At 57.5% G+C, this 15,971-nt stretch carries 13 protein-coding genes; 11 read left to right on the top strand and 2 right to left on the bottom strand.

Translation table 11 applies throughout. The features are described 5' to 3' along the window. Positions 1 to 78: 78 nt before the first annotated feature. Positions 79 to 1,878 (bottom strand): M6 family metalloprotease domain-containing protein, encoded by a 1,800-nt coding sequence (locus HMPREF9141_RS02675; protein ID WP_040554385.1) that lies wholly within the window; start codon positions 1,876 to 1,878, stop codon positions 79 to 81. A gap of 297 nt (positions 1,879 to 2,175) precedes the next feature. Here HMPREF9141_RS02675 and HMPREF9141_RS02670 point away from each other — a divergent pair, with 297 nt between their 5' ends. The 5 genes from HMPREF9141_RS02670 to HMPREF9141_RS02650 all read left to right on the top strand — a co-directional run bounded on the left by HMPREF9141_RS02670 (position 2,176) and on the right by HMPREF9141_RS02650 (position 7,619). After that, complete coding sequence (locus HMPREF9141_RS02670; RefSeq protein WP_007366910.1) at positions 2,176 to 2,742, top strand: Ig-like domain-containing protein; 567 nt, start codon at positions 2,176 to 2,178, stop codon at positions 2,740 to 2,742. A 410-nt stretch (positions 2,743 to 3,152) separates the two neighbouring features. Then, positions 3,153 to 3,830 carry a NigD1/NigD2 family lipoprotein gene (locus HMPREF9141_RS02665; RefSeq protein WP_007366908.1) on the top strand — a complete coding sequence of 226 codons (678 nt, stop codon included), beginning with the start codon at positions 3,153 to 3,155 and terminating at the stop codon, positions 3,828 to 3,830. 40 nt (positions 3,831 to 3,870) lie between these two features. Next, positions 3,871 to 4,437 carry an RNA polymerase sigma factor gene (locus HMPREF9141_RS02660; RefSeq protein ID WP_007366907.1) on the top strand — a complete coding sequence of 189 codons (567 nt, stop codon included), beginning with the start codon at positions 3,871 to 3,873 and terminating at the stop codon, positions 4,435 to 4,437. Continuing rightward, the gene (locus tag HMPREF9141_RS02655; protein WP_007366906.1) at positions 4,434 to 5,750 is read left to right on the top strand and encodes a porin family protein; all 1,317 of its coding nucleotides are present in this window, start codon (positions 4,434 to 4,436) and stop codon (positions 5,748 to 5,750) included. Before HMPREF9141_RS02660 ends, HMPREF9141_RS02655 begins: the two co-directional genes overlap by 4 nt. 600 nt (positions 5,751 to 6,350) lie before the next feature. Next, entirely contained in the window at positions 6,351 to 7,619 is a 1,269-nt protein-coding gene (locus HMPREF9141_RS02650) for an MFS transporter (protein ID WP_007366904.1), read from the top strand. A gap of 157 nt (positions 7,620 to 7,776) precedes the next feature. Here HMPREF9141_RS02650 and mutY read toward each other — a convergent pair whose 3' ends face one another. Then, complete coding sequence (gene mutY, locus HMPREF9141_RS02645; protein ID WP_007366902.1) at positions 7,777 to 8,784, bottom strand: A/G-specific adenine glycosylase; 1,008 nt, start codon at positions 8,782 to 8,784, stop codon at positions 7,777 to 7,779. Between the two features lie 209 nt (positions 8,785 to 8,993). Here mutY and HMPREF9141_RS02640 point away from each other — a divergent pair, with 209 nt between their 5' ends. The 6 genes from HMPREF9141_RS02640 to rsfS all read left to right on the top strand — a co-directional run bounded on the left by HMPREF9141_RS02640 (position 8,994) and on the right by rsfS (position 15,928). After that, positions 8,994 to 9,347 (top strand): outer membrane protein assembly factor BamD, encoded by a 354-nt coding sequence (locus HMPREF9141_RS02640; RefSeq protein ID WP_370991926.1) that lies wholly within the window; start codon positions 8,994 to 8,996, stop codon positions 9,345 to 9,347. A gap of 512 nt (positions 9,348 to 9,859) precedes the next feature. Beyond that, positions 9,860 to 10,420: a ribosome recycling factor gene (frr, locus tag HMPREF9141_RS02635; RefSeq protein ID WP_040554169.1), complete on the top strand. Its 561-nt coding sequence runs from the start codon at positions 9,860 to 9,862 to the stop codon at positions 10,418 to 10,420. A gap of 324 nt (positions 10,421 to 10,744) precedes the next feature. After that, positions 10,745 to 11,689, top strand: a complete 945-nt coding sequence (gene rsgA / locus HMPREF9141_RS02630) for a ribosome small subunit-dependent GTPase A (RefSeq protein ID WP_040554167.1) — start codon at positions 10,745 to 10,747, stop codon at positions 11,687 to 11,689. Positions 11,690 to 12,112: 423 nt separating this feature from the next. Next, a complete protein-coding gene (locus HMPREF9141_RS02620) occupies positions 12,113 to 13,516 on the top strand; it encodes a C1 family peptidase (protein WP_040554382.1) in 1,404 nt (467 codons plus the stop codon). Positions 13,517 to 13,712: 196 nt separating this feature from the next. Then, a complete protein-coding gene (locus tag HMPREF9141_RS02615) occupies positions 13,713 to 15,155 on the top strand; it encodes a histidine-type phosphatase (RefSeq protein WP_007366895.1) in 1,443 nt (480 codons plus the stop codon). 413 nt (positions 15,156 to 15,568) lie between these two features. After that, positions 15,569 to 15,928 (top strand): ribosome silencing factor, encoded by a 360-nt coding sequence (rsfS, locus tag HMPREF9141_RS02610; RefSeq protein WP_007366892.1) that lies wholly within the window; start codon positions 15,569 to 15,571, stop codon positions 15,926 to 15,928. The last annotated feature ends 43 nt before the right edge of the window (positions 15,929 to 15,971 follow it).

Below are 15,971 nucleotides of genomic sequence, written 5' to 3'. Positions count from 1 at the left end.
GAGGGAGGGGCTGCTGTTCTGTCCCTGCTTCCCTCTCCGCTGTCCGTCCCTACTTTCCGGAACGTGGAGGTGCGGGCGTCATCTTGCCTCCTTGTGCGTCCTGCCGTCGTCATCCTTGACGATTACGATCTGCCTTGCGCCCCGTCTGTCACGGCCGGCCGGGATGCCCGAGAGCGTGTAGGCGGCGGCAGCGGACGGCCGGGCGTGCGGCAGGGAGCGGATGCCTGCGGTGGTGTTCAGCGGCAGATAGCTGAAGGAGACGGTGTTGTCATGGCCGCGTGTCACCTGACGGATGCCGGCCCTGTCGCCGATGCGGTAGCCGGTGTAGAAGAACAGGCGGGGGTCGGAGCCCGTGGTCAGACTGTTGTTGAGGTCGGTCGGGAAGAGGTCGCCGTCCTGCGTGTCATTGTCGAGTTGTCCGTCTGCCGGGACGATCGTGAAGCGCGGGTGGTCCTGATAGGCGGCGGCGTTGACGATGTTCGTCTGCCACGAACGGTCGTCGTAGTCGACGTGGAACACCAGCAGGCCGTGCCCGGGCAGTTCGCTGTCCCACCGGTGCGGCGTGCGGTTCTCGAAGATGTAGTACTCGTTCCTGTTGCCCGGGTTGTACAGGAAGTAGGCCTCGCCGCCTTCGGAGAGCCCTTTCAGGTTCTTCACTTCCACGGCGGCATCGCCGAGAGCGACCGGCTTGAGCCATCCCATGTACGCTTTCTCGTAGGCGTCATACCCTGCCGGCACCGTCCCGATGCCTGTCCCGCCGTAGACGTTCTTGAGGCTCTGCGGTCCGCCGTTGTAGCTGCCGGAGCACATGAGGTCGAACCGTCCGGACCCTACGTTGCTCCCGCCGCGCGTGTCGTAGAAGTCGGGCAGGCCGAGACAGTGGGAGAACTCGTGGCAGATGGTGCCGATGCCCGAGTAGAAGACGCGCTCCTTCCCGTCCAGGCGGGCACGGATGATCTCGTTGCTGCAGGCGTAGGTGTTGATCTTCACGCCGTTGAACGACAGCCTGTGCAGGCCTGCATCCTCGAGCGAGTACTTGTGCGGCCATACCGTGTCCGCTTCGCCTCCGGTGGCCTCTCCCTCGCCGGCATAGACGACGTATACCTGCTCCACCTCGCCGTCGCCGTCCCAGTCGTAGTCGGCGAAGTTCACCTTGTCCTTGACGGCCCGGCAGGCGTCGGCGATCATCTGCGGTGCCCGCTCGTCGTTTCCGGCGGCAGTGCGTTCACCGTAGTAGCTGTAAGGATGTCCGAGTTTCACCGGCCCGACGACATCGAACGTGAGGTCGAACCGGCCGCCGCTCTGGTCGAGGAAGTAGTCGTGTACGCTGCCGATGGTCCCGTTGTTGTTGGTATATCCCGCCATGTTCAGCATCTTGTCGTAGAGGGTCCTGACATCGTTCTCGCGCGGCTTGAGCGTCAGCACGTTCCGGGGATCCTTGAACTTCATGTTCTGGAACTCGACCAGGATGACAAGCCCTTTCTTCCGGCCTTCCCACGTGTCGCCGAAGCCCTGTCCGAACGGTTTGGCGGTCGCCTGCATCCGCTGCTGTGTCAGTGTTTCCAGCTGTCTTATCTGTCCGAGAGCCGCTGCCGCCTGCTCCTCCCGGCCTTTCCTCATGTCTTTTGCGTGTGCCAGTACGTCCGAGGCCACCAGCCGGCTGCCGTCGATGCGGGCATAGTAGTAGCTTCCCTTGCAGGGCAGGACGGGGATGCCGTCTTCCGTGAGGGCATAGTTGAAGTGCTCGTCGCCCACGGTCATGACCTTCAGCACGGTTCCGTCTGCCTGCCGGCAGGTGCGCCAGACGCGCATGGCAGGGATGGCGAAAGCGGGCGTCGCCAGCAGTATACCGGCAAGAAGTGTAATGATTTTCTTCATATAGATGCTGTTTTGCGATGTTTCTGTTATTTTCTCTCGTTGAAATGTCATGTTCTGAAAGATGGTGCAAAGGTAAGTAAATTTTTTCAAGTACGGCAAGTTTATTGTTTTTATTGAACAGCCGGCCCGGAATAATCCCGCTTGTCCGAGGCTGGGGCCGTCTTTCTGTTTAACATGATTTAACCGTCCTGTCAGGCAAGTTTCTGCGTTTTCCGGTTTTAATGAGTGACAAGACAATGAATCATGATCACATCTTGAACAAGCAAACAAAACTGAAAACAAGCATTTAAAAACGAAATGGAAAAGAAAACAATCTTCAAGACAATGACGGTGGCGGCATGCTGCCTGGGAGCAGCAGTGTTCGCGTCCTGCGACAAGGACAATGACAACAACAGGAGCAATGGGCTGCGGCTCAGTGCCGACAGAATCATGGTCGCACCCGGTGCCACGGCCAGCGTGGCCGTCGCCAACGCCGCACAGCCCCTCACGGTAAAATCGACCGACGAAAAGACAGCTACGGCGAAGGCCGACAAGAATACCGTCACCGTCACGGGTGTCAAGGAGGGCAAGGCCTCCGTCATCGTCACCGACAAGAACCGGCAGACGGCGACTGTCGCCGTCACCGTGGCGAAGCCCCTCGCTTTCGACAAGACCGAACTGAAGATTGACGCCGGGAAGGAGGGGATGTTCACCGTCAAGTCGGGGAAAGCACCTTATACGGTGACGGTCAGGGACAAGCGGATCGCCACGGCGACGGTAAAGGATGCCGCCGTCACGGTAAAGGGTGTCAAGAAGGGAACGACCACCGTCAGCGTGCTTGACAAGGACAAGCTGGCCGGGACGGTCACCGTCACCGTGAATTGACCGGAGCGGCCGCCTGCCTCTGCCGGACGGGGAACGGGTACATCCACCCTTCCCTGTCCGCCGCCGCCGGAAGCCTTGCCGGAGCACCGGGCGCAGGTGCTGGGGAAACGGCCCTGTCAGGCGTTTGACTATCAATGTGTTATGGAAACCTTTCGGAAAGGTGCTTAGTTGCGTCCCAAGTAAGCCTTGATTGCACCTCAATCAGGCCTTGGTTGCATCTCAATCAGGCCTTGGTTGCAATGCAGGCAATACCCGACAGGATTCCGCCCGGTCCGACGTGCTGCCGCAGCCGCATCTCCAGAGGCTCGCAGGCCGTCCGGTGCGGAGGCGGATAATGACGGAAGGCGGGAACGGTACATACGTCAGAAATATTTTGTAAATTTGCAACATAAAATCATGGAGGAAAGAAAATGAAGCGTTTTTTCAATTATCTTATTGTGCTGGGTGTACTGCTGGGGACGCTGTCCGTGCAGTCGTGCCTGAACGATGACGACACGGACAACTCCGTCAATTATCCGAACGCACTTGTCACCATCAAGACCAACAGCTCCACCGGACAGGTGTATTTCCAGCTGGACGACGAGACGACCCTCCTTCCGACGAACATGAAGACTTCGCCCTACGGGAACAGGGAGGTGCGTGCGCTCACGAACATCCGGGTGCAGGACGGACAGAGCGGACACTACTCCAAGAGCGTGTACGTGAACAGGATTGACACCCTCCTCACGAAGAACATGGCGCAGAGCTTCGGGAAGAAGAACGACGAGAAGTACGGAAAGGATCCGGTGGAAATCGTCAAGGACTGGACGACGGTCGTCGAGGACGGCTATCTCACCCTGCGCTTCCGCACTTATTACGGCAACGGGAAGAAGCATATCGTGAACCTCGTCAAGGGGGACAAGCCCTATGAGGTGGTGCTTCACCACAATGCCGCAGGCGACACGAGAGGCTTCATCCGCGACGGACTCGTGGCATTCAGGCTGAACGACCTGCCCGACACGCAGGGGAAGACCGTCGACCTCACGCTGAAGTGGCAGTCGTTCTCGGGCATGAAAAGCGTCACCTTCAAATACAAAAGCCGTAAATAGACAGAACGAGCCTTCGGGGAGCGTGATCTCCTGATGACCAATGAGACTGTTTGGGAATAATAAAGAGCAGCATATCTTGAGCCTTTTCGCCAAGGGTGATGACCGTGCCATGGACAAGCTCTATGGCACGTATGCCGATTATCTGGCACAGGTGTGCCTGCGCTACATCGGCAACCGGGAGGACCTGCACGACGTGCTGCAGGAGGCTTTCATCAGAATCTTCACCGGCATACATTCCTTTGAGTACAGAGGGAAAGGCTCTCTGAGGGCATGGCTCACCCGGACCGTCGTCAACGAATCGCTCCGCTTTCTCCGGGACCATAATACGGAACTCTTCGTGGACAAGGACATCGACCTGCCTGACAGCACGGACGACGGGCCGGAGACGGACGGCCTGACCATCACGCAGATCACCGACGCCATCCGCAGGCTGCCGCCGGGCTACAGGGCTGTCTTCAACCTGTTTGCGATAGAAGGGAAGAGTCATAAGGAAATAGCGGAAATGCTCAATATCAGACCCGACACATCCGCATCGCAGTTCCATAAAGCGAGGAATCTGCTTGCGGGAATGCTGAAGGACCTGAACAGACAAGGACATGAAGTATGAAGGAAGAGTGGCTTGACAGACTGCGGACGCGCCTGCACGGAGAATGCGGCGAGGAAGCACCCAGAGGACTTCTCGACGACATCCGGAAAGAGATGGAACGCCGGGGAACAGCTCCCGTGCGTCCGGTGCGGCAGAAGGCGATGACGGTTCCGATGTGGATCCGCCGCACAGCCTCTGCCGCCGCCGTTGTTGCAATGGTCCTGTATATAGGCAGCAGGTTCGGCGGACAGTCTCCCGTATCGCCGCAGACGGACGGCAGGACGGCGGCTGTTCCGGCACGTCCGGGGCAGACGGATCCTGCCGTGCGGCATCCTGCCGGGGCACGCACCGCCATGAGCGGGGGAATGCCGGAGCAGGCATCAGCGTACGGACTTTTTGCCAGTCTGTCTTATAGTGGGGAGAAAGGGGCGGCTTCCTGCGGGTCGTCTCGTCTCCGGGAGGACCGGGAGCAGGGAGAAGCCACCGCCGCCACGGCAGTCCGGCCGCCGCAGCCGGACAGCGGAACGGAGCAGCCCGGAGGGACGGACAGCGGTCTGCCGGCAGTCCGGCAGCCCGGGAAGCGGCCTTCGGAAGGAGAGAAGAACCCTGCCGGCGCAGGCTTCCGTACAGGAGGTGGGGCGTATGTCCGTGACGGCATGCGTCCGTCCCGGTTCAGCATCGGGACTTCTTACAGCGGTACTGCGGGGACAAGTACCGACGGGGGAGGGATGATGCTGGCGACGGCCGACCCTTACGGCAGCTACGGACCGGAGTTCTCCGGAGTGAACGTGCGGAACCAGACGATAAGGGCGGATGAGACACGGACACATACGAAGCACCGGCAGCCGGTCAAGTTCGGCCTGTCGGCAAAATACGCCCTCAGCGACCGGTGGAGCCTGCTGGCCGGTGTCAGCTACAGCCGGCATTCTTCAGAGTTCACTTATAACAGGAACGGCAGCAGCCATACCGTGGAGCAGCATCTGCATTATGTCGGTCTGCCGGTAGGGGCGAGTTACAGCCTCGTCAGGAAAGGGAAAGTCCATGTCTATGCGACGGCGGGCGGCGAGATAGAGAAACTCGTGAAAGGAGAGAGCCGGCAGACGGCGGAGGACTTGTCCGCCGGCGGGGAGCGCACGCCCGTGAAGGAAAGCCGTCCGGTCTTCTCCGTCAATGCCGCCCTCGGTGCGGAGTACAGGTTCGGCAGGGAGGTCAGTGTCTATGTCGAACCGGGCGTGAGCCGGCATTTCAACAATGGGAGTGCCGTCGAGGATATATACAAGGACAAGCCCACGGGATTTAATCTCAGCGTCGGAGTGAGGGTGCAGGTGAGGTGAAAAACAAAGCCTCACCCCCGGCCCCTCTCCGAATGGAGAGGGGAGTAGACACCGGGTTTCCCCTGCCCGGGGAGCAGATGAAAGCATATCATAAATCTTAAGTCTTAATCCTTAAACTTCAAATCTCAAAGTGCAAAGTCCAATTCTCTATTTTCAAACCTCAAACCTCAAACCTCAAATCTCAAACCTCAAACCTCAAAGTTCAATCTTCAATCCTTAAAGTGCAAAATTTAAATCTCAATCCTCAAACCTCAATCCTCAAACCTCAAACCTCAAAGTTCAATCTTCAATCCTTAAAGTGCAAAATTTAAATCTCAAACCTCAAGCCTCAATCCTCAATCCTCAAACCTCAAACCTCAAAGTCCAAACCTCAAATCTCAAACCTCAAATCTCAAACCTCAAATCTCAAACCTCAAATATAACACCTATCTCTGTCCTGTCTCATTAATTTTGTGTATCTTTGCCGTTGCTTGAAAAATCGCCGGAGGATATTCACGAATCAGGGGCTGAGGCCCTTTCCGGCAGGAAGGCAGGCTGCCTGCACGGTGTCCGTCATCCTCCCGGCGGTCTGGAGTACGGAAATCAAATACGCAACAAACATTGAAGACAGGAAGAAAGACAAGCCCATGGGCATGGATTCCCTCGCTCTATTTCGCCGAGGGGCTGCCCTATATCGCTGTAACCGTGTTGTCCATCCAGGTGTATATGCAGCTGGGACTCTCCGACAGCGAGATCACCTTCTACGCCTCGTGGCTCTATCTGCCGTGGGTCATCAAACCGCTGTGGAGTCCGTTCCTCGACCTCGTGAAGACGAAGCGCTGGTGGATCGTCGTCATGCAGCTGCTTGTCGGCGCGGCTTTCGCCGGTGTGGCCTTCACGGTCAACACGTCGCTGTGGCTTCAGGGGACCATCTGCTTCTTCTGGCTGCTGGCTTTCAGCAGCGCGACGCACGACGTGGCGGCCGACGGTTTTTATATGATGGGGCTCAATCCGCACGACCAGGCCTTCTTCGTGGGCATACGTTCTACATTCTACCGCATCTCGATGGTCGTGGGCAAGGGCGGCCTGATTGCGCTTGCCGGTTTCCTGCATCGGGAGTTTGACGTGCAGTGGACGTGGTCGCTGGTGTTCTACGGTCTGACGGCGCTTTTCATCGGTCTGGCACTCTATCACCGCTTCATCCTCCCCCGTCCGCAGGAGGATGCAGACCGGGAACGGTTGTCTGCCCGCCGGCTGCTGCACGATTTCGGCCAGACCTTCGTATCGTTCTTCCAGAAGGAACAGGCGCTGACGACCATCTGTTTCCTGCTTCTCTTCCGGCTGCCCGAAGCACTGATCATGCCGATTTCCCAGCTCTTCCTCCAGACTCCGCAGGCGAAGGGCGGACTGGCTCTTACGGAGATAGCGTTCGGTACGGTGAACGGCATCGTGGGTGTCGCAGGCCTGCTGTCAGGCGGCATCATCGGCGGAATGATGGTCAGCCGCGACGGTCTGCGCCGCTGGCTGTGGCCGATGACGGCTGCCATCACGCTGCCCAACATCGCCTATGTCTATCTGGCCTACCGGCTTCCGTCGAGTGTCTTCGCCGTCGGGGCGGCGGTGTTCATCGAGAACTTCGGTTATGGTTTCGGCTTCAGTGCCTATATGCTCTTCATGATCTATTTCAGCCGGGGTGAACACAAGACGAGCCATTATGCTCTCTGCACGGGCTTCATGGCTCTTTCGATGATGATTCCCGGGCTGTTTGCCGGCGCTTTGGCCGAGGCGGTGGGTTACCGATGGTTCTTCGTCATCGTGATGGCGGTCTGCGTCTTTCCGTTCCTTGTCGCCCACCGGCTGCGCATCGAAGGCGACTTCGGGAAGAAATAGCATCGTCGCCTCCCTCAGTGAAGAAAGTCAAAACCGGTTCTCTTCCGGCCTGAGCACGTCATCAGCCTCTTTGATACATTTCCCGGACGACGGCTCTTGCAGGGAGGTAGCTTCCCGGCACCGGCTGCTGCATGACGGCACGCTGCCGTCTTCGGAGTCAGTCGGCCGGTATGTCTGCAAGCAGGATTTCTGTCAGCCGGGGCAGGGCATGGGTCTGCAGTTCGTCTCGTGTCACCCAGATGAAGTCTTCGGGCAGCGTGGGGCGTGTATGCGGCTCCCACAGATAGAGGTCGGCAAGGATGACCTGATGGGTCAGCACGTGCTTCACCCCTTTCTTCAGCAGCCTTGCCTTCCCCTCCCATCCGGCGGCATCGGGCGACGTGAGGTGCGTGTCCTGCGGCAGTTCCCACAGTCCCTGCCAGATGTCTCCGGCCCCCCGCTGGTGAATGGCAATATGTCCCTGATGTTCTATATATAAATAGGTGAAACGGCGTTCCCGCTGTTTCACCTTTTTGCTTTTCACGGGCAGCCCCTCGGTACGGTGCTCACGGAAAGCAATGCACGTCTCGCACAGCGGGCAGGCGGCACACCTCGGGGATGCCGGTGTACACTGTATGGCTCCGAAGTCCATGATGGCCTGGTTGTAGTCGGCCGGTTCGCCGTGTGGAATGAGCGACTGCGCCATGGCCTGGAACTCCTTCTTCCCCTGTGTAGAGTCTATCGGGGTATCGATGCCGAAGTAACGGGAGAGGACACGGTAGACATTGCCATCCACCACCGCGACAGGTTCTCCAAAGGCGAAGGAGGCGATGGCGGCGGCCGTATAGTCGCCTACGCCCTTCAGGGTCTTCAGTTCCTTGAAGGTGCGGGGAAAGCCCCCCTTCCCGACCACCTGCCGGGCGGCGGCATGGAGGTTCCTCGCCCGGGAGTAATAGCCCAGTCCCTGCCATGCCTTCAGCACCTCGTCTTCCGTTGCGGCGGCCAGGTCATCGACGGAGGGCCACTGCGCCATGAACCGTTCCCAGTAGGCCGTTCCCTGCGCAATGCGCGTCTGCTGCAGGATGACCTCGCTGAGCCATATTGCGTAGGCGTCGTCCGTCTGCCGCCAGGGCAGCGGGCGTCCGTTTTCCTTGAACCATTGGAGAAGAACCGCTGAAAAAATCATGGTGCAAAGGTAGTTAAAAAGTAGAAAAAGAATGAAAAGAAGGGCGGCGATTTATGGTGGGATCCATTATTATTTCCTACTTTTGCCCTGTCTCTCCCCTGCGGGATTCCGGTGGTCCGGCACGGCCGTCCTCTCGGAACAGGCCGTTTCCCGTGGCGGACCGGGAGCTGACAGAAGTTGAATTAGAAGTTATGAAAATGAGAAACCAGATGAAGAAAGTGTTTGCGGGACTTGCCCTTTTCGCGGCGACCATCTCCGTAAGTTCCTGTGCTACACGTGAGTCGGCAATCAACGACCTCCAGAATTTCTCGTATGAGCTGCGTGACAACAGTCAGTATTACACTGCGAAGAAGTGGAAGAAGGCCGTGACGAAGTTCGGCAGGATACGTCGTGAAATAGCCCGGCACGATTACACCGTGGCCGAACGGCAGCGCATCGGGAAACTCGAAGGCGACTGCGCCCGCTACATGGTGCGGGGAGCAAAGGACGGTGTGATGGATCACGTGCTGGGCATCGGCAGCGAGATACAGGGTATCCTGGATGCCATCGGCATCAAGCAATGAACCTGTCGGACGGCTCTTTCCCGCAGCGCGTGCGGATGCGCCTCACCGGTCAGGTGCATGCCGCATCCTGCCGGCAGGAGCTGAGCCATCCGGTTCCGGCTAAAGACATCCGACAGCGTATTTTGTTCCCGGCCGCCGGGAATCCTGTTCCCAGCCGGTCGGGAATCCTGCTCCCGACCGATTGGGAATCCTGTTCCCGACCGGTCGGGAACAGGATTCCCTGCCGGCTCATGTCCGGGGGCGTGCCGTTTCGTGTTTTGGGCCGACCGCTTTCCGTCTTGTTTTTGACTTGGTTGACGGGTCAGGTACTTGTTTTCAATCGTTGCTGACGACGGCTGCAGATCCTGCCGGCAGCCTCTTCTTTCCCGGCAGCTTCCTGGAAAGACGGACGAGCCGGATGCGGGAAAGAAAGGGCGGCGGAACGGTATTTGCAAAGAAATAAGCGCAAAATGTTGTATGAAAACAAAATTATAATTATTTTTGTAGCAGATAAAATTAACAGTACGATTGATATGTTAGACGTAAAGCAGACATTAAAAGATGCCGGCGAGCGCATGGAAATGGCGGCGATGTATCTCGGTGATGAGTTGCAGCGCATCCGTGCCGGCAGGGCAAACGTAGCCATCCTCGATGGTGTGCGGGTTGATTCTTACGGTTCAAAAGTTCCTTTGAACCAGGTTGCTACTGTCATGGTGCCCGATGCGCGTACCATTGCCATCAAGCCTTGGGACAGGAAGGCCATCAAAGACATTGAGAAGGCCATCATGGATTCGGATGTGGGCATCACACCGGAGAACAACGGTGAGATGATCCGCCTGAACCTGCCGCAGCCGACCGAGGAACGCCGCCGGGAGCTGGTGAAGCAGTGCAACAAAATCGGCGAACGCACCAAGGTGGAGATCCGCAACGTCCGCTCTGACATCAAGGACAAGCTGAAGAAGGCCATCAAGGACGGCCTTTCGGAAGACAATGAGAAGGATGCTGAAAACGATCTGCAGAAGATCCACGACAAGTATATCAAACAGGTGGATGCGCTGCTGGACGAGAAGCAGAAGGAAATCATGACCGTCTGAATGAAAAAGCAAAAAGGTAAGAACGTAAAATGGTAAACAGTAAGAAAGTAAAAAAGTAAACAGTAAAAAGTCGAAAAGAAAGAAGGAGGCGGGTGCAGGCGTCTGAAAAAGAGGACTGCCCCTGTCAAGGTTTATCCATCAAATCACGTCCCCATACTCTTTTATCCCGCCTTTCTCTTGCCTTTTACCGTTTGCCACCTTACTTTCTTACCGCTTTATCCTTTTATCGTTTTACCTTTTTATCTTTTTACTTTTTTACCTTTTTCCTTTTTATCCTCTCCCCCCTTTTATTTTTTTACTTTTTACTCTTTTACTTTTAAAACAGTGCGCGGTTTAGTAATCAAGAACACAGGAAGCTGGTACACGGTAAAGACCGAGGACGGCCAGACGATAGACAGCAAGATAAAGGGCAACTTCCGGCTGAGGGGGATTCGCTCAACCAACCCGGTGGCGGTCGGCGATTACGTCGTCATCACGCCCAACCGGGAGGGGACGGCTTTCATCACGGAGATAGAAGACAGGCGGAACTACATCATCCGCAAGTCGCCCAACCTGTCGAAGCAGAGCCATATCATCGCTGCCAACATCGACCAGGCGTTTTTAGTCGTCACGGTGAACTATCCGGAGACCTCCACCGTCTTCGTCGACCGTTTCCTCGCCGGGGCAGAGGCCTACCGCATTCCTGTGACGCTGGTGTTCAACAAGCATGACCTGCTTTCGGGTGACGAACTGCGTTATCAGCATGCCGTGATGAATCTCTACGAGACCATCGGCTATCCGTGTGTGGAGGTGCAGGCGAGCGCTGCCCCTGCCGATGCCTTCAGCGTGGAGAAGCTGAAGCCGCTGCTGAACGGCAGGGTCACGCTGCTGAGCGGCAACAGCGGTGTGGGGAAGTCGACGCTCATCAATGCCCTCCTGCCCCATGCGAACCTCCGCACGGCAGACATCTCCGATGCACACAATACGGGGATGCACACCACGACGTTCAGCGAGATGCTGGAGCTGCCGGGAGGCGGCTATCTGATTGACACGCCGGGCATAAAAGGCTTCGGGACATTCGACGTAGAGCGGGAAGAACTGACAAGCTACTTCCGCGAGATCTTCAAGTTCTCAAAGGACTGCCGCTTCTCCAACTGCACGCACACGCACGAGCCGGGCTGTGCCGTGAGGAAAGCGGTGGAGGAGCACTATATCGCCGAAAGCCGGTACAACAGCTATCTTTCCATGCTGGAAGACAAAGACGAAAACAAATACCGTGAGGCCTTTTAGCTTCGCGGCGTCGGTCGCCGGACCGTGCCTCTGCGGGATTTTACCTGTCAGCAGGACACTTCCGGGCAGGCCGAGAGCGGAGAGCCTGCCCCGCACAGCGCGGCAGCGGACACGGCGGCCGAAACGCATCCGGTGCAGGGAGGGAAAGAACGTCCGGGGAAGGGAATGCCGGGCGGTCTTCATTTCCGGTCTATGTGTTCAGCGGAGAGACCTTCTGTCCGCTCCGCCGTTCCTGCGGAAGTGTCGGAAAAACAGCACCGTCTTTCTCCTGTCTTTCTTCTAAAGAAAAAGCATTTTCTTCACCCGACCGGGCCGTAGTTCGGGAATTTTATCTAAATTTGCACTGGGGACATGAAGCCAGCCGTATGCTGCTGCATCATGGAGAATGACAATCCTTTACCTTATAAATATAAAACGAAAACAATGAAAAGAAACATCTTGATTGCCGGCGGTCTGTTGGGACTTGCACTCACGCTCCAGGCACAGACGGGGGAGGGCGGTATCGACCGGCAGATGCTGCAGCAGATCCGGAAGAACGGACTGACCGCGGCCGACCGTGCATTGGCAAACGCCATTGCGACAAATTCCATTGACGATCTGGCGCGCAATTTCCGCAATGCCGGGCCGGTGGACACCTACTTCAGCGTGGAGACGCCGAAGCAGAGCATACAGGACCAGAAGAGCTCGGGACGCTGCTGGCTCTTCACCGGCCTGAACGTGCTGCGCTCCAAATTCGCCCGGCAGCACAAGGACACGCTGAAGGTGGTGTACTCGCACGTGTATCTCTCGTTCTACGACCAGCTGGAGAAGGCGAACCTGATGCTGCAGAACGTGATCGACAATGCCGGGAAGCCCCTGGACGACCCGCGTGTGCAGTTCTTCTTCAAGAATCCCATCAGCGACGGCGGCACGTTCTGCGGTCTGTCCGACCTTGCCGAGAAATACGGTGTCGTGCCGATGGAGGCGATGCCGGAGACCTACTCGGCCGAGAACACCTCCCGCATGGCGAAAATCGTATCGTCGAAGTTGCGCGAATACGGTCTGGAACTGCGTAAGATGGTGGCAGAGAAGAAGCCGAAGGCCGCCGTCAAGGCTCGCAAGACGGAGATGCTCGCCGGCATCTACCATATCCTGACACTCTCGTTAGGCGAGCCGGTGAAGAGCTTCACTTACGCTTTCAAGGACAAGAACGGGAAGCAGATCGGACAGGCAAAGACCTATACGCCGCAGGAGTTTTACAAGGAGACCGTGGGCGGGCCGATCAACGGGACTTTCATCATGGCAATGAACGACCCGCGCCGTCCTTACTACAAGACCTACGAGATTGAATACGACCGGCATACCTACGACGGGCACAACTGGAGATACGTCAACCTCCCGATGGAGGCAATCGCCCGGATGGCAATCGCCTCGCTGAAGGATTCGACGAAGATGTACACCAGTTATGACGTGGGCAAGCAGCTCGACCGCAAACGGGGCTTCCTGGACGTGGACAACTATGACTACGGCATGCTCTACGGAACGACGTTCCCCATGGACAAGGCCGACCGTATCGCCACCTTCGACAGCGGATCCACCCATGCCATGACACTCACGGCGGTAGACCTCGACGAGAACGGACGGCCGAAGAAGTGGAAGGTGGAGAACTCCTGGGGGGCTGCCTACGGACAGCAGGGCTGCCTGATCATGACCGACCGCTGGTTCAACGAGTATACCTTCCGGCTGGTGGTCGACAACAAGTATGTCCCGGCCGACATCCTGAAAGCCGCACAGCAGAAGCCGGTGATGGTCGTGCCCGAGGATCCGCTGTTCCAGGAGGATGAATAAACGGCATACAGCCTCACCCCCAGCCCCTCTCCGAATGGAGAGGGGAGTGGACACCGGGGCTCCCCACCGTGCCTGCTGCTCCTTTCCACGGTAAACGGTACATTTCTTGCCGCTCCTCGGTAAACATTCCATTTCATTCCAAATCCCTCTCCAATAAACGGTATGTCCCATTTCATATCCTTCCACAGTAAACTATATGTCCCATTTCATATCCTTCCACAGTAAACAGTACATTTCACTCCCCTCTCCATTCGGAGAGGGGTCGGGGGTGAGGCTTCTATTCCCCTTCCAATCCTTCCTCAGTAGACGGTACATTCCACTCCCCTCTCCATTCGGAGAGGGGCTGGGGGTGAGGCTTTTACTGTTCCTGCTGTCTTTTCTGCCGTCGCTGTACCTTTCTGCACAGTCGTTCAGAAAGGAGATTGACGCACAGCCGGAACTTTCGGCCAGCAACTACCTTGCCTATCCGGCACCGTCCGGCAGGCTCACGCCGCCTCCGGCAGGTTATGTCCCGGTTTACATCTCCCACTACGGACGGCACGGATCCCGCTACCTCATCCGCAAGGAGCAGTATATCCGCCCCCTGCGGGTGCTGGAACGTGCCGACTCGGCAGGTGTCCTCACCGATGCCGGCAGGGATGCGGCTGCGAAGATACGCCGGATGCTGGCAGAATCGTACAACAGGTGGGGCGAGCTGACACCCCTGGGAGCCGAGCAGCACCGCCGGATCGCACGGCGGATGTACGAGCGTTTCCCCTCCGTCTTCAGCGGCCCGGTGTGGATAGACGCCCGCTCGACGGTCGTCATCCGCTGTATCCTCTCCATGGAGAACGAACTGCAGGAGCTGCTCCGCTGCAATCCCCGGCTGCAGATCCGCCACGATGCCAGCGAACATGACATGTACTACATGAACCTCTCCGACGAGAAACTCGCCCGGCAGAAAGAGAATGACGAGGTGAAGACGACCATGAAGGAATGGGACGGGCAGCATCTGGACTGCCGCCCCCTGCTGTCACGGCTCTTTACAGACACGGCCTATGCCGGCCGGAACATCGACGCGCCGCAGCTGGCACACGACCTCTTCAGTCTGGCAGGCATCGTCCAGAACTCAGAGATACGCCACTCGCTGTCGCTGTACAGCCTCTTTACCCCCGACGAACGGTACCGGCTCTGGCAGCGTGCCAACATCTGGTGGTATCTGCACTATGGCGGTGCGCCCCAGAACGGCGGCACACAGCCTTTCTCGCAGCGGAACCTGCTGCGCAACATCATCACCACGGCCGATTCGTGCCTTGCCCTGTCCCGTCCCGGTGCCACGCTCCGCTTCGGGCACGAGACAATGGTCATGCCGCTGACCTGCCTGCTCGACCTCAACAGCAGCGGCATACAGGTGTTCTGTGTCGACAGCCTTGAGGCAAAAGGCTGGATAGGCTCGCGCATCTTCCCGATGGCCGCCAATATCCAGCTCGTCTTCTACAGGAACCCCAGACGGCCCCATGCCGACGTTCTTGTCAAGGCACTGCTCAACGAAGAGGAGGCGACAATGCCGCTGCCGGCCACCGCCACGCCGTTCTATTACAGGTGGTCCGACTTCAAAAGGCTCTATCTGGCAAAGCTCGACAGCTACCGTGAGCCGTAACGGCACGGCATGCCGCCTGCCGTCAGACAGCGCTCCGCCGTATGGCCTCCATAGACCGGAAAGTCCGCACCGTTCTGCCGTCTCGTCTCCGTGTGCAGCACGGACAGGGCGGAAGAGCCCTGCGGGCCGAAGTCTTATACGGCAGGCGGGGACATCACCGCTGTCGGTTTTCCCGCTTTAGACGGAACGGGGACGGTCTTCTCCGCGGAAGGACAGAGCGGGATGTGCTGAAGGAGAAAGCGGAAGAGGTCGCATGGAAGACACGGAGAGCGGGCAGGTCTCGTCGTGCCGGTATGCTGACAGGAAACTCCACGATATGTCAGTCTCCTGCGATTTGCAAAATAAAACAAATTTATTTTGTGCTTCATCCGTTTTACGCTACCTTTGCAGTTCCTATGTAATAATGTAGCTGAATGGAAGAAACAAAGAATTTAATAGCACTGATCACGAAAGGCATCCAAGACAAAAAAGGACATGGCATAGTTATTGCAGACCTGTCTGCGATCGACGGTACCATCTGCCGCTGTTTCGTCATCTGCCAGGGCAACTCCCCGCAGCAGGTAGAAGCCATTGCCGAATCGGTGAGCGATTACGTCCGCGAGACCACCGGCGAGAAACCGGTCAACTGCGCGGGACTTGGCAACAACCAGTGGGTGGCAATCGACTATGTGGATGTCATCGTCCACATCTTCCTCCCGGAGACACGTGCGTTCTACGACATAGAGCACCTCTGGGAAGATGCCCGGCTGACCCGGCTGGCCGACGTAGACTGATGCTGATACCCGGTAATCGACCTTTTCATATCCAAAAATTCAG

This window comes from Prevotella multiformis DSM 16608 (genome assembly GCF_000191065.1).
In the GTDB taxonomy this organism is placed as follows: domain Bacteria; phylum Bacteroidota; class Bacteroidia; order Bacteroidales; family Bacteroidaceae; genus Prevotella; species Prevotella multiformis.
Note: the sequence above shows the minus strand (reverse complement) of the source record. Positions and strands in the feature narration are given on the sequence as shown.

Excerpts from the sequence above, each read along its gene's own strand:
- HMPREF9141_RS02675 (WP_040554385.1), bottom strand. The coding sequence starts at position 1,878 with ATGAAGAAAATCATTACACTTCTTGCCGGTATACTGCTGGCGACGCCC.
- HMPREF9141_RS02670 (WP_007366910.1), top strand. The coding sequence starts at position 2,176 with ATGGAAAAGAAAACAATCTTCAAGACAATGACGGTGGCGGCATGCTGC.
- HMPREF9141_RS02665 (WP_007366908.1), top strand. The coding sequence starts at position 3,153 with ATGAAGCGTTTTTTCAATTATCTTATTGTGCTGGGTGTACTGCTGGGG.
- HMPREF9141_RS02660 (WP_007366907.1), top strand. The coding sequence starts at position 3,871 with ATGAGACTGTTTGGGAATAATAAAGAGCAGCATATCTTGAGCCTTTTC.
- HMPREF9141_RS02655 (WP_007366906.1), top strand. The coding sequence starts at position 4,434 with ATGAAGGAAGAGTGGCTTGACAGACTGCGGACGCGCCTGCACGGAGAA.
- mutY (WP_007366902.1), bottom strand. The coding sequence starts at position 8,784 with ATGATTTTTTCAGCGGTTCTTCTCCAATGGTTCAAGGAAAACGGACGC.
- HMPREF9141_RS02640 (WP_370991926.1), top strand. The coding sequence starts at position 8,994 with ATGAAGAAAGTGTTTGCGGGACTTGCCCTTTTCGCGGCGACCATCTCC.
- frr (WP_040554169.1), top strand. The coding sequence starts at position 9,860 with ATGTTAGACGTAAAGCAGACATTAAAAGATGCCGGCGAGCGCATGGAA.
- HMPREF9141_RS02620 (WP_040554382.1), top strand. The coding sequence starts at position 12,113 with ATGAAAAGAAACATCTTGATTGCCGGCGGTCTGTTGGGACTTGCACTC.
- HMPREF9141_RS02615 (WP_007366895.1), top strand. The coding sequence starts at position 13,713 with ATGTCCCATTTCATATCCTTCCACAGTAAACAGTACATTTCACTCCCC.
- rsfS (WP_007366892.1), top strand. The coding sequence starts at position 15,569 with ATGGAAGAAACAAAGAATTTAATAGCACTGATCACGAAAGGCATCCAA.